Here is a 12164-nt window from a genome sequence, read left to right on the forward strand (position 1 = left end):
CACCACCTCGGAGGTATCCGGCGGGAGCGATCGCAACCGGCCGGAGCGCCGGCTCAGAAGCCGAAGTGCGTCAGGGGCGCGAGGTCGCCGCGCTCGAGCCCGGCGAGGACGACGCGCTCGTGGGGGACCACCGGGTCGGGCAGGGCGTCGAGGCGGAACCACCGCAGGTCCGCGCACTTCGCGGGCTCGACGATGCGCGGCTCCCCGCTCCACGCGCGCGCCGTGAAGAAGAAGTCGATCCGCTCGTCGATCGGCAGGTCGTGGGCGGTGCGCTGCATCGCCGTCGCGAAGGCGAGGTCGAGGTCGGCGACCGCGACCTCCTCCAGGGCCTCGCGCCGGGCGGCGTCCTCGGCGGTCTCGCCGCGCTCGACGTGCCCGGCCGCCGCTGCGGCCCAGTGCCCGTCCATGTAGCCGGTTCCCTGCCGCAATTGCAGGAGCACCTCGGTGCCCGTCCCGCCCGCGGCCTCCCGGAGGAGGAACACGTAGGAGGCGGGGACCACCACGAAGCGGGTCTTGCCGGTCGCGGGGTCCTGCACGGTCACCGAGGTGCTCTTCTGCTGTCGTTGGTCGAGCGACGTCAGTTGATGTCGTCGTTCTCGCCGTCGAGGCCGTCGAGCGCGTCCTTCGCCTTGTCGACGCCGAGGTCGATCTTGTCGTCGAACTTGCCGCCGGTCTTGTCGGAGGCGAAGTCGGCGGCCTTGTCGAGGCCGTCGCCGATCTTGTCGCCCTGGCTGTCGACCGCGTCGCTCAGCTTGTCCTTGGCGTCGTCCAGAAAGCCCACGAGAAACCCCCAAAGGTTGATGGTCGCGACCCGCTCCGAGTCGTCGGCCCCACCTTGCCACACTGTCTCCATGCCGCACCGTCCCTCCACGTCCGCGAACCCGATCGTCGCGATCGTCGGACCCACCGCCAGCGGCAAGACGTCCCTGTCCCTCGACCTCGCCGAGGCGCTCGGGGGAGAGGTCGTCAACACCGACTCGATGCAGGTCTACCGCGGCATGGACATCGGTACGGCGAAGCTGCCGCCCGCCGAGCGCCGCGGCATCCCGCACCACCTGCTCGACACCCTCGACGTCCGGGAGCCGGCCACCGTCGCGCAGTTCCAGGCCTGGGCGCGCGCGGCCATCGCCGAGATCCGTGGCCGTGGCGCGACGCCGGTGCTGGTCGGCGGATCCGCCCTCTACACGCGGGCGATCCTCGACCGCTTCGAGTTCCCCGGCACCGACGGGGACGTCCGCGCCCGCTACGAGGCCGAGCTGGAGGAGGTCGGCCCCGAGGGCCTGCACGCCCGGCTCCGGGCGCTCGACCCCGCCGCCGCCGAGCGGATCGAGCCCGAGAACGGCCGCCGCATCGTCCGCGCCCTCGAGGTGATCGAGCTGAGTGGGGAGCCCTTCAGCGCCCGCCTCCCCGTCCAGGAGTACGACGACCCGGCGACCGTGCAGATCGGAGTCGAGATCGAGCGCGACGTGCTCGAGGAGCGGATTCGCGAGCGGGTCCGGACCATGTTCGACGCCGGCCTGCTCGACGAGACCGAGCGGCTGCTCGCCAACGGGCTCGCCGAGGGACGCACGGCCTCCCGTGCCATCGGCTACCCCCAGGCGGTCGCCGTGCTGGCGGGGGAGATGGACGTCGCCGAGGCGCAGGAGCGCACCGTCATCGCCACCCGCAGGTTCGCCCGACGCCAGATGGCCTGGTGGAAGAACGATCCCCGCATCACCTGGGTGCGCTACGACGACCCGGACCGGGTGGCGAAGGCGCTGGCCGTCGTACGGGATCGCCCTGTCTGAGCGCCGGGAGCGCACGACCGATCCACGGTTCGCGCCCTCGCGGGGCCGGGCGTGGCTCTCGTGCCCGAGCGGTGGATCGCTCGTGTCGCTGCGCGACCTCCTCGACCACCGGGTCAGAGGCGCTTCAACGCCGCCTCCGCCGCGTTGAACCCACCCATCCCGTGCACGCCGCCGCCGGGCGGGGTCGCGGACGAGCACAGGTATACGCCGTCGACGCCGAGGGCGTAGGGGTCCAGCGCGACCCGTGGCCGGAAGGTGATCTGGCGGGCGGTGTTGGCGCCGGCGGAGATGTCGCCGCCGACGTAGTTGGCGTTGTAGGCCTCGAGGTCGGCGGGGCCGCGGACGGCGGTGGCGACGATCCGGTCGCGGAAGCCGGGCGCGAACCGCTCGACCTGGTCGATGATCGCCTCGGTCGCGTCGCCGTCGTAGCCGTGGGGGACGTGCGCGTAGGCGTAGATCGGGTTGATGCCGCCGGCCGAGCGCGACGGGTCGATGAGGTACTGCTGGCCGAAGAGCACGAACGGCTGGTCGGGCATCCGCCCCCGGACGGTCTCCCGTTCGATGGCGGCGATCTGCTCCGCCGTACCGCCGAGGTGGAGGGTGCCCGCCCTCCGGCACGCCTCGTTGGTCCACGGCACGTCGCCCTCGATGGCGAGGTCGACCTTGAAGGCGGCGGGTCCGTAGGAGTAGCGGGTCAGCGCGCGACGTACCCGCGGCGGCAGGCGGTCGCCGAGGATGTCGAGGGCGCCGGCCGGCGCCGTGTCCAGCAGTACGACGTCCGGTCGGCCGCCGGCGAGCTCGGAGACCTGCGCCAGCGACTCGACGCGGACTCCGGTGACGACCTTCCCGCCGAGCGCGGCGAGCTCGGCCAGCAGGGCCCGGGTGATCGCCTCGGTGCCGCCCTCGGCGACCGGCCAGCCGACGGCGTGGGCACTGCCGGCGAGCATCAGCCCGACCGAGGCGCTGAGCACCCCGTCGAGTCGGCCGAACTTGTGGGCGGCGACGCCCGTGAACAGCGCGCGGGCGGGGTCGTCGCGGAACCGGCGGGCCAGCACGGTGGCGGGGAGGGCGGCCTTCATGCCGAACCGGCCGAGGGTCACCGGGTGCCCGGGCAGGTGCACGACCGGGCGCAGCACCTCGTCCATGAGGTCGTCGAAGTTGCGCACGATCGGGGCGAACATCCGTCGCCAGCGCTCGCCGTCGACGCCGAGGGATGCCACCGACGCCGACATGTCGCGGGCCGCGACGCCCGCGCGGCCGTCGTCGAGCGGGTGGGCGAGGTCGACCTCCGGCCACAGCCAGCGCAGGCCGTGCCGCTCCAACCCGAGGGAGCGGAAGAAGGGGGAGGCGACGCCGGTCGGGTGGAAGGCGGCGCAGTCGTCGTGCAGCACACCGGGGAGGGTCAGCTCACTGGTGCGGGTGCCGCCGCCGGGGCGCTCGTGCGCCTCGACGACGGTCACCGGGAGGCCGGCCTGGGCGAGGCGGATGGCGCCCGCGAGCCCGTTGGGCCCGCTGCCCACGACGACTGCACTGCTCAAGCGACGGGGTCCTTCCCGCTGGTCGGCTGGGTCAGGGTTCCCTTGCGACGGTACCCGGCGGCGGTCCACGAGACCTGCACGGGGACCGGGCCGTTGGGCAGCCACGGCTGCTCCTTCACGCAGTCGCGGACGTCCCAGCTGCCCCGCTCGACGACGCCGAGGGCGGCATCGATGACCCGGTACTCCTGCGGCCGCGACGTGCGCCACGGCGTCGCCTGCGACTCGCAGTAGACGACGACGAGGTCGCCGGGCTCGAGGCCGAGCCGCTTCTGCACCGCGGCGACCAGGCGCTCGTCGTGGAGGTGCCCGTCGCCGAAGTTCCAGCCGACGAGGATGTTGCACATGAACTCGCCCTCGCGCACGTCGCGGGTCTCGAGGTCGTCGAGGTGCTCCATCAGCACCGACAGCACGCCCCGGCCCTGGCTGTGCATCGCGCGCCACGCGACCGCCTTCTGCACGGTCATCTCGGCCTCGTCGGCGGTGTAGGGCATCGGCGCCATCCGCTGCAGCTGGTCGTTCTGCGTCTCGACCAGCAGCAGCTCGTTGAGCCGCTGCTCCACCCCGGGCTTCATCGCCCAGACCGCAGAGGCCCAGTTGCCGGCGTACTGGCGCATCGACGGGAGGAAGGAGACCAGGTCGGGACGCAGGTTGCCGAGCACCGGCCCGAACAGCAGCAGCGCGAAGATCGGCAGGAGCAGCCAGGGCTTCGAGAACTCCCAGATGTTGTACGTCGACGCGTCGAACCCCGCTCCCAGGTCGGTGCCGCCCCACAGCACGAGGGCGATGTAGCCGAAGTAGACGTTCCACTCGAGCGGCACGGCCAGCGGGAAGGTCGAGGTGATGAAGATGTGGAAGACGAGCATCGCCACCGCCCCCAGCATCGCGACGGTGTCGTTCGCGGTCGTCAGCAGGAGGATCGGGATGATGATCTCGACGGTCGTGCCGCCGACGTGGGCCATGAACCAGGCCAGTCTCGAGGGCCGGATGTCGTCGGGTGCGTTGCGGTAGTGCAGCCTCTTGACGATGTTCAGCTGGCCGGGGGAGTTGGACACCATCGGCGGGACCACGTTGATGAAGTGCTCGCCGATCTTGGAGACGCCCGCGCCGATCCACACGATGCAGATGATGATCTTGAACGCGACCACGAGGTCGACGAAGTCGCCGGCGGACGCCCCGTCGCGCAGGGCGACGGCGCCGAGGGTGGCGGAGAACAGCATGATCGGCAGGTACTGCTCGGAGCGGGCGGCCAGGAAGATCACCTTGTCGCGCAGGCCCATCAGCGGCATCAGCACGAGGATCGGGACGAAGGCGAGCGGCGGCACCAGCTCCTGCGGGCCGGTCCCGGCAGGCAGCGCGGTGACCGGGTCGGCGTGCGTGACGAGGGGTACGACGAGCGCGGCCAGCACGCCGACGTACAGGACCACGTCGAGGACGGTCCGCTCGTCGCCGCCGGTTCCCGGCACGTGCTTGCCCCACGGCGCCATCCGGATCGTGCCCGGCCGCAGCCAGTAGCGGATGTTGCCCAGCATCGGCACGAAGTGGCCGCACAGCGGCCCGAACGCGCCGCCCAGGCCGACCACCTCGAGGAGCATCAGCCACACGGCGAGCTTCTGGTAGACGACGACGTTGTCGAACCACGTGCCCGGGTCGGTGAAGTGGACGTGGTCGGTGGTCCACCCGGTGATGGCCAGGCCGACCGCGAAGTAGAGGCCGAGCATCTTGAGGATGTAGACGACGTGCAGCATCCGCGGGGTGTTGAAGCCCTCAGTCACCCAGTTGGTGGTGAGGACGTGCAGGCGCTCACGGAACGGCAGCGCGAGGAAGTCGGCGGGCGCCATCGGCTCCGGCGCGGGCTTGAGGAAACCCATGTCACTCTCCTGCCAGTCGTGCCCGCAGCGCGGGCTTGTCGATCTTGCCGACGGGGTTCTTCGGGAGTACGTCGAGCACGTGCACCGCGACCGGGACCTTCACCTTGGTCAGCTCCTCCCGGCAGCGGGCCAGCAGGGCGTCCACGTCGATGCCGCCGCCGGGCTGGGGCGACACGAAGGCGACCACCACCTCGCCGTACACGGGATCGGGGGCGCCGACGACGGCCGCCTCGAGGACGGAGGGGTCGCCGTGCAGGACGTTCTCGATCTCCTTGGGATAGATGTTCTCGCCGCCGCGGATGATCATGTCCTTGATCCGGTCCACGATCCGCAGGTAGCCGTCGGCGTCGAGGATCCCGACGTCGCCGGTGTGCAGCCAGCCGTCGCCGAGCGTCTCGGCGGTCGCCTCGGGCCGGTTGAGGTAGCCGCGCATCACGTTGCCGCCCTTGATCACGACCTCGCCCCGCTCGCCGGTCGGTGCCATCGTCCCGTCGGGCGCCATGATCGCGACGATCTGGCCGGGCAGCGCCGGGCCGACGGTGCCGGGCTTGCGCACGCCGCCGACCGGGTTGCAGGTCGACGCGCAGGTGCCCTCGGAGAGCCCGTAACCCTCGACGAGCGGGAACCCGAACCTCTTCTCCACCGCCGCGAACAGCTCCGGGGGCGCGGGCGCCGCGCCGCAGACGGCGAAGCGGACCGAGCTCACGTCCGCGCGCACCTCCTCGGGCAGGGCGACCAGGTGGGAGTAGATCGTGGGCACGGCCGAGAAGTAGGTCGGCCGCAGCCGCTCGATCGCCTGCAGGAACTCGACCGGGTGGAAGCGCTGCAGCACCGACAGCTGCCCGCCGACCGACATCGGCGTCAGCCAGCTGACGCAGATCGCGTTGACGTGGAAGAGCGGCAGCACCAGCAGGCAGTGGTCGTCACCGGTGACGGCGATCGCCTCGCCCATGCTCGCGATCATCGCCTCGATGTTGGCGTGGTCGAGCATCACGCCCTTGGGGCGGCCGGTCGAGCCGCTGGTGTAGACGAGCAGGGCGAGGTCGTTGGGGGCCGTCGTGGCCGGCGGCAGCGTGCCCGCCGGGGCGGTGGCGAGGTCGTCGACGCCGAGCACCGTCGCGCCGCCGTGCACGGTTGTGGGATCGGTGGTGACCACGACCACGGCACCGGAGTCGCCGATCTGGTGGCCGGCCTCGGTCGCCGTGAAGGTCGGGTTGATCGGAGTCGCCGCCGCGCCCAGCCGCCAGGCGGCCATGATCGCGACGAGCAGCTCGACCCGGTTGGGGAGCATCACGGCGACGACGGAGCCCGCCGTGACGCCGCGCGCCGCGAGCTGTTCGGCGACGGCCTCGACCCGCTCGCCGAACGTCCGGTAGGTCAGGTCCAGCCGGTCGTCGCGCACGCACGGCAGGTCGTCGTACGACGTGGGGCGGTGCCAGGGGAGGTGGTCGAAGGTCATCGGGGGCTCCTGCGGGACTCGGGTGGTGACGCTCCGACGCTAGGACTGCGGCCTCCCGAGGTTCTTGGTCCCGGAGCACGAACTCGACGGGCGGATTCGGAGCTGCGGGGCCAAGACCGGCCGACGGGCCAGTCTGGCACCATGGCGTGACGGCCGTCACCCCTTGGTGCCGCGGCCCAAAGCCGGACCGAGGGGGTGGTCGCCGTGACCGATGCCGAGAGCGAGCTGCAGGGCATCGCGGCGCTCATCGCGGAGCGCGCGGCCGAGCTGACGTCGTACCTCGTGGTCGAGTTCGGCAAGCGCATCCCCGAGCTCCCGACCGACCCGTCGCTGGTCGACCTCCTCAACGGCAGCGCGAGCTCCAACCTCGAGACCCTGGCCCACCTGCTGCGCGGGCACGTGCCGATCGACGAGATCCAGGCGCCGGCCGCCGCCGTCGAGTACGCGCGCCGGCTCGCCCAGCGCGGCACCCCGCCCAGCGCGCTGCTGCGCGCCTACCGGCTCGGCCAGCAGCTGATCCTGCGCTGGGCCAGCGAGGAGATCGCCCGCCGGGTCGGCGATCCGGCCCTCGCGCTGCAGACCAGCAACCTGCTGACCGACACGTCCTTCCAGTACGTCGACGCGGTGTCCGAGGACGTGATGGGCGCCTACCTGACCGAGCGCGAGCGGTGGCTGGCCAACCGGAGCGCGGTCCAGCGCGAGACCGTCGAGGCGCTGCTGCGCGGCGACCGGATGGACGTCGGCGCCACCGAGGCGGCCCTCGGCTACCGGCTGCGCCAGCACCACCTCGGCCTCGTGCTCTGGTCCGCCGGCGCCGACAACGGGCTCGCCGACTCCGAGCGGCTGTTGGCCCGGCTCGCCCAGCGGGTCGGCTCCGGGCACCCGCTCTTCGTGCCGCGCGACCGCGACACCGCGTGGGCGTGGCTGCCGATCGGTCGCACGGCCGACGTGGACCTCGACGCGGTGGCGGACGTGCTGGCGGCCGACGGCGGCGGCATCCGGGTCGCCCTCGGCGTACCGGATGCCGGGGAGCAGGGCTTCCGGGCCAGCCACCTCGGCGCGGCGGCGGCGCACGACGTCGCCCAGCTCGGTCAGTACGACGCCGACGTGATCTCCTACGCCGACCCGACGGTCCGCGCGGCGGCCCTGCTGGTGCGCGATATGGACTCGACCCGGCGGATGGTGGCGCGCACGCTCGGCGAGCTCGCCACCGACTCCGAGGGCGCCGCCCGGATGCGCGAGACGCTGCTCGCCTTCCTCGAGGACCGGGAGAGCTTCGTCGCCACCGCCGCCCGGCTGCACCTGCACAAGAACACCGTGAAGTACCGCGTCGACCGCGCGGTCGAGGCCCGCGGCAAGCCGCTCGGGGAGGAGCGGCTCGACCTCGAGCTCGCGCTCATCGCCTGCCGGTGGCTGGGGCCGGAGGTGCTGCGCAAGAACGGTCAAGCGGCGCCGCACTGAACGGTCCAGACTCGTCCCATGAGCACACCGACCGGCCGCGACCGCCTCCGCGAGCTGCTCGACGCCGTGCTCGACGAGGACAACCGGACGCTCGACGCGATGGCCCAGGGGGCGTACGCGTCGCCGTACCACTTCAGCCGGAGGCTCTCCCGCGACGCCGGCGAGGCGCCGGTGGCGATGCGGCGCCGGGTGATGCTCGAACGGGCGGCGTGGCGGATCCGGAAGGGGTCGAGCGTCACGGACGCCGCGTGGGAGGCGGGCTACGAGTCCCTCGAGGGCTTCAGCCGCGCCTTCTCCCGCGCCTACGGGCACGCGCCGAGCGACGTCGGCGAGACCGGCAGCGTCTGGCTGCCCGCCGCCAACGGCATCCACTTCCACCCGCCCACGAGCCTGTGGGTCCACAGCACGGAGCAGGCCATGAACCCGGTGACCGACCAGCAGGTCCGCCACGACCTCGACGACACCCGCGCGCTGGTCGAGCACGCCAAGGGCCTCAGCCCGGAGGAGTGGCGGGAGGTCCGCGCCCCGGGCCACCAGGTCGCGTCGTGGGAGGGGCCGGAGGAGTCGATCGCGGCCGTGCTGGAGCGCACGGTCTTCGCGAAGGAGGTCTGGCTCGCGGCGGTCGAGGGCACCGAGTTCCCCGCGGTCGACCGTGACCCGAACCCGGCGACGCTGCTGGCGCGGCACGACGCCGTCGCCGGCCGCTGGCTCGCCGCCGTCCGTGACATCGACCGGCGCGGCGGCTGGGACGACCTGATCATCGACGCCCTCTGCGAGCCGCCCGAGTCCTTCGTGCTGAGCAGCATCGTGACCCACGTGCTGACCTACAGCGCCTACCGGCGGCTGCTCGTGCGCGGCTGGCTGCACCGTGCCGGCGTCGACCTCGACCTCGACGACGGAGACCCCATCAACTGGCTGCGCCACGAGGCCGGCGAGCAACCCGAGACCGGAGGAGACCGGTGACCCGCACGACGTACTACACCGCCACCACGCTGGACGGCTTCATCGCCGACCCCGACGACTCGCTCGCGTGGCTGCTGCGCCAGCCGCAGGACGAGGGCGGCGGACCGCAGTCCTACGACGACTTCATCAAGCGGATCGGCGCACTGGTGATGGGCTCGACGACCTACGAGTGGGTGCTCGCGCACCTCGAGAGGACGGGGGAGGATTGGTTCTACTCCCAGCCGTCGTGGGTGATGACCACCCGCGACCTGCCCGTCCCCGAGGGCGCCGACGTGCGCTTCGCGTCCGGCCCCGTGACCGACGTGTACGACGCCCTGCGCGACGCGGCCGGCGACCTCGACATCTGGGTGGTCGGCGGCGGCGACCTCGCCGGGCAGTTCGCCGACGCGGGGCTCCTCGACGACGTCATCGTGTCGGTCGCACCGGTCACGCTCGGCGCCGGCCGGCCGCTCCTGCCCCGGCGGCTGGAGCTCCGGCTCGTCGAGACCGCTCCCAACGGCGCGTTCGTCACGGCCCGCTACGAGGTCGACGGCCCGCTGCTGGAGGACCGCGCGGGCTGAGGGCGGGCTTGACAGCCCGGGCATGGTGGAGGGAGTCGGACCACTGTCTCGGGAGGACACCGTGCGCCGTACCCTCGCCGCCACCCTGGCCACCTCGACCGCCGTCGCGGTCACGACCTTCTCCGCGGCCGCGCCCGCGCCGGCGAAGCCCGGTCCGCAGCCGCCGCCCAAGGTGCCGGTCGCGACCGGCTACGGCGGAGCGGTCAGCTCCGTCGACCCCAACGCGACGGCCATCGGGCTGGACGTGCTGCGCCGCGGCGGCAACGCGGTCGACGCCGCCGTCGCGACGGCCGCGGCGCTCGGCGTGACCGAGCCCTACAGTGCGGGCGTCGGGGGCGGTGGCTATCTCGTCCACTACGACGCCGCGTCGGGCGAGGTCACCACGATCGACGGCCGCGAGACCGCGCCCGCCGCGATGCAGCCCGACGCCTTCATCGACCCGGCGACCGGCAAGCCCTACCCGTTCACCCCGGACCTGGTGACCAGCGGCGTCTCCGTCGGCGTGCCCGGGACGCCCGCGACCTGGCAGACCGCGCTCGACCGCTGGGGGAGCCTGTCCCTGGCGGACGCCCTGCGACCCGCCGCCGACCTCGCCCAGCGCGGCTTCACCGTCGACCCGACCTTCGCGCTCCAGACCAGTGAGAACGCCCTGCGCTTCCGCACCTTCACCAGCTCCGGCGAGCTGTTCCTGCCCCGTGGCCGGGTGCCGGCGGTCGGCAGCACCTTCCGCAACCCCGACCTCGCCCGTACCTACCGGCTCCTCGGCGCCCGCGGCACCGGATGGCTGTACGACGGCGCGCTCGGCGCCGAGGTGGCCCGCACCGTGCAGCGCCCGCCGCTGAGCGGTGAGACCGACCTGCCGGTGCCGGTCGGCTCGATGACGACCGCCGACCTGGCGGGCTACCGCGCGCACGTCCAGGCGCCCACCTCGATCGGCTACCGCGGCTACGACGTCTACGGGATGGCGCCGTCGTCGTCCGGCGGCACCACGGTCGGGGAGTCGCTCAACATCCTCGAGCAGTTGCCCGAGCCGGCCGACGACGTGGCCGCGCTGCACCAGTACCTCGAGTCGACGGCGCTCGCCTTCGCCGACCGCGGCCGCTACGTCGGCGACCCGGCCTACGTCGACGTGCCCACGGAGGCGCTGCTCGACGACACCTTCGCCAAGGAGCGAGGCTGCCTCGTCGATCCCGCGGTCGCCGCGACCAAGCCGGTCGCGGCGGGCGACGTGACGTCGTACGACGGCATCTGCGAGGCGCCGGCCGACGCGGAGGGTGTCGACGCCGACACCGAGGGCCTGTCCACGACCCACCTGACCACCGCCGACCGGTGGGGCAATGTCGTCTCCTACACGCTCACCATCGAGCAGACCGGCGGCTCGGGCATCGTCGTGCCCGGCCGCGGCTTCCTGCTCAACAACGAGCTGACCGACTTCTCCACCGTCTACGACCCGGCCGACCCCAACCGGATCCAGCCCGGCAAGCGGCCGCGCAGCTCGATGTCGCCGACGATCCTGCTGCGCGACGGCAAGCCGGTCCTCGCGCTCGGCTCGCCGGGCGGCTCCACGATCATCACGACCGTCCTGCAGGTGCTGCTCAACCGCCTCGACCTCGGCATGAGCCTGCCCGCGGCGGTCGCCGCGCCGCGCGCCTCCCAGCGCAACACCGCCAACGTGACCGCCGAGCAGGCGTTCATCGACAGGTACGGCGCCGCGCTGGCGTCGTACGGGCACCACTTCGCGGTGGCCGGTCCGCCCGGCTCGAGTGCGTCCGAGATCGGTGCCGTCGCGGCGATCGAGCTGGGGCCGGGCGGACAGCTGACCGCGGTGGCGGAGCCCACACGCCGTGGCGGGGGATCGGCGGGGGTGGTCAGGCCTACATTGGGTCGGTGACGACGTGGACCGAGATCGCCGACGAGGCCGCCCTGACCGAGCTCCTCGGTGAGCCCACCGCTGCGGCCGCGAACAAGGAGCGCTCCGCGCTGAGCGACGTCGACCGCGACTGGCTGGCGGCCTCGCCGTTCTGCATGCTCGCGACGGCCGACGCCGACGGGCGTTGCGACGTCTCGCCCAAGGGCGACCCGGCCGGGCAGCTGGTGCACGTCATCGACGACCACACCATCGCGATCGCGGAGCGTCCCGGCAACCGCCGGGCCGACGGCTACCGCAACATCCTCGCCAACCCGCACGTCGGGCTGAACTTCCTCATCCCCGGCCGCGGCGACACGCTGCGCGTCAACGGGCGGGCCCGGCTGGTCAGCGACGCGCCCTTCTTCGACGCGATGGTGGTCAAGGGCCACCGCCCGCTGCTGGCCGTCGTCGTCGAGATCGAGACGGTCTTCTTCCACTGCGCCAAGGCCTTCCTCCGCTCGCAGCTGTGGAAGCCCGAGACCTGGGAGCCCGAGGCGGTCGTGCCGCGCCGCGCCGTCCTCTCGCAGCGGCTGGAGCGGCCGGACGACACCATCGAGGAGCTCGACGCGTACTACGGGCCCAGCTACGAGGAGCGCCTCTACGGCTGAGTGCCGGGGGG

The 12164-nt window shown here is 72.8% G+C and carries 11 protein-coding genes; 6 read left to right on the top strand and 5 right to left on the bottom strand.

Going from position 1 to position 12164, the window contains the following annotated elements; genetic code table 11:
* Positions 1-53: 53 nt before the first annotated feature.
* Together BJ993_RS15280 and BJ993_RS15285 are read right to left on the bottom strand one after the other, a co-directional pair.
* Positions 54-542, bottom strand: coding sequence for an NUDIX domain-containing protein (locus tag BJ993_RS15280; RefSeq protein WP_308645585.1), 489 nt, complete (start codon positions 540-542; stop codon positions 54-56).
* Positions 543-577: 35 nt separating this feature from the next.
* Positions 578-781, bottom strand: coding sequence for an antitoxin (locus BJ993_RS15285; RefSeq protein ID WP_308645586.1), 204 nt, complete (start codon positions 779-781; stop codon positions 578-580).
* 70 nt (positions 782-851) lie between these two features.
* Here BJ993_RS15285 and miaA point away from each other — a divergent pair, with 70 nt between their 5' ends.
* On the top strand, positions 852-1787 hold the full coding sequence (gene miaA / locus BJ993_RS15290) for a tRNA (adenosine(37)-N6)-dimethylallyltransferase MiaA (RefSeq protein ID WP_179649708.1): 936 nt from the start codon (positions 852-854) through the stop codon (positions 1785-1787).
* 113 nt (positions 1788-1900) lie between these two features.
* On the opposite strand, the gene BJ993_RS15295 is transcribed toward miaA, so the two are convergent.
* From BJ993_RS15295 to BJ993_RS15305, 3 genes are read right to left on the bottom strand one after another with little or no spacing between them, the layout of a single operon-like run.
* A complete protein-coding gene (locus BJ993_RS15295) occupies positions 1901-3325 on the bottom strand; it encodes a phytoene desaturase family protein (protein ID WP_179649710.1) in 1425 nt (474 codons plus the stop codon).
* A complete protein-coding gene (locus BJ993_RS15300; RefSeq protein WP_179649712.1) occupies positions 3322-5193 on the bottom strand; it encodes a DUF3556 domain-containing protein in 1872 nt (623 codons plus the stop codon). Before BJ993_RS15300 ends, BJ993_RS15295 begins: the two co-directional genes overlap by 4 nt.
* Position 5194: 1 nt before the next feature.
* Positions 5195-6652, bottom strand: a complete 1458-nt coding sequence (locus tag BJ993_RS15305) for a class I adenylate-forming enzyme family protein (protein ID WP_179649714.1) — start codon at positions 6650-6652, stop codon at positions 5195-5197.
* A 204-nt stretch (positions 6653-6856) separates the two neighbouring features.
* On the opposite strand from BJ993_RS15305, the gene BJ993_RS26610 reads away from it, so the two are divergent.
* From BJ993_RS26610 to BJ993_RS15330, 5 genes are all read left to right on the top strand, one after another.
* Complete coding sequence (locus BJ993_RS26610) at positions 6857-8113, top strand: PucR family transcriptional regulator (protein ID WP_218864717.1); 1257 nt, start codon at positions 6857-6859, stop codon at positions 8111-8113.
* A gap of 18 nt (positions 8114-8131) precedes the next feature.
* Entirely contained in the window at positions 8132-9076 is a 945-nt protein-coding gene (locus BJ993_RS15315; protein WP_179649716.1) for a helix-turn-helix domain-containing protein, read from the top strand.
* On the top strand, positions 9073-9636 hold the full coding sequence (locus BJ993_RS15320; RefSeq protein ID WP_179649718.1) for a dihydrofolate reductase family protein: 564 nt from the start codon (positions 9073-9075) through the stop codon (positions 9634-9636). The genes BJ993_RS15315 and BJ993_RS15320 overlap by 4 nt, the downstream gene beginning before the upstream one ends.
* 61 nt (positions 9637-9697) lie before the next feature.
* Positions 9698-11527 carry a gamma-glutamyltransferase gene (ggt, locus tag BJ993_RS15325; protein ID WP_308645587.1) on the top strand — a complete coding sequence of 610 codons (1830 nt, stop codon included), beginning with the start codon at positions 9698-9700 and terminating at the stop codon, positions 11525-11527.
* On the top strand, positions 11524-12153 hold the full coding sequence (locus BJ993_RS15330) for a pyridoxamine 5'-phosphate oxidase family protein (RefSeq protein ID WP_179649722.1): 630 nt from the start codon (positions 11524-11526) through the stop codon (positions 12151-12153). Before ggt ends, BJ993_RS15330 begins: the two co-directional genes overlap by 4 nt.
* Positions 12154-12164 lie beyond the last annotated feature (11 nt).

The sequence above is a fragment of the Nocardioides aromaticivorans genome (assembly GCF_013408525.1).
Taxonomy (GTDB): domain Bacteria; phylum Actinomycetota; class Actinomycetes; order Propionibacteriales; family Nocardioidaceae; genus Nocardioides; species Nocardioides aromaticivorans.

What these genes read in the sequence shown, in the direction of transcription:
- BJ993_RS15300 (WP_179649712.1), bottom strand. Translation starts at nt 5,193, where the DNA reads ATGGGTTTCCTCAAGCCCGCGCCGGAGCCGATGGCGCCCGCCGACTTC.
- BJ993_RS15315 (WP_179649716.1), top strand. Translation starts at nt 8,132, where the DNA reads ATGAGCACACCGACCGGCCGCGACCGCCTCCGCGAGCTGCTCGACGCC.
- miaA (WP_179649708.1), top strand. Translation starts at nt 852, where the DNA reads ATGCCGCACCGTCCCTCCACGTCCGCGAACCCGATCGTCGCGATCGTC.
- BJ993_RS15305 (WP_179649714.1), bottom strand. Translation starts at nt 6,652, where the DNA reads ATGACCTTCGACCACCTCCCCTGGCACCGCCCCACGTCGTACGACGAC.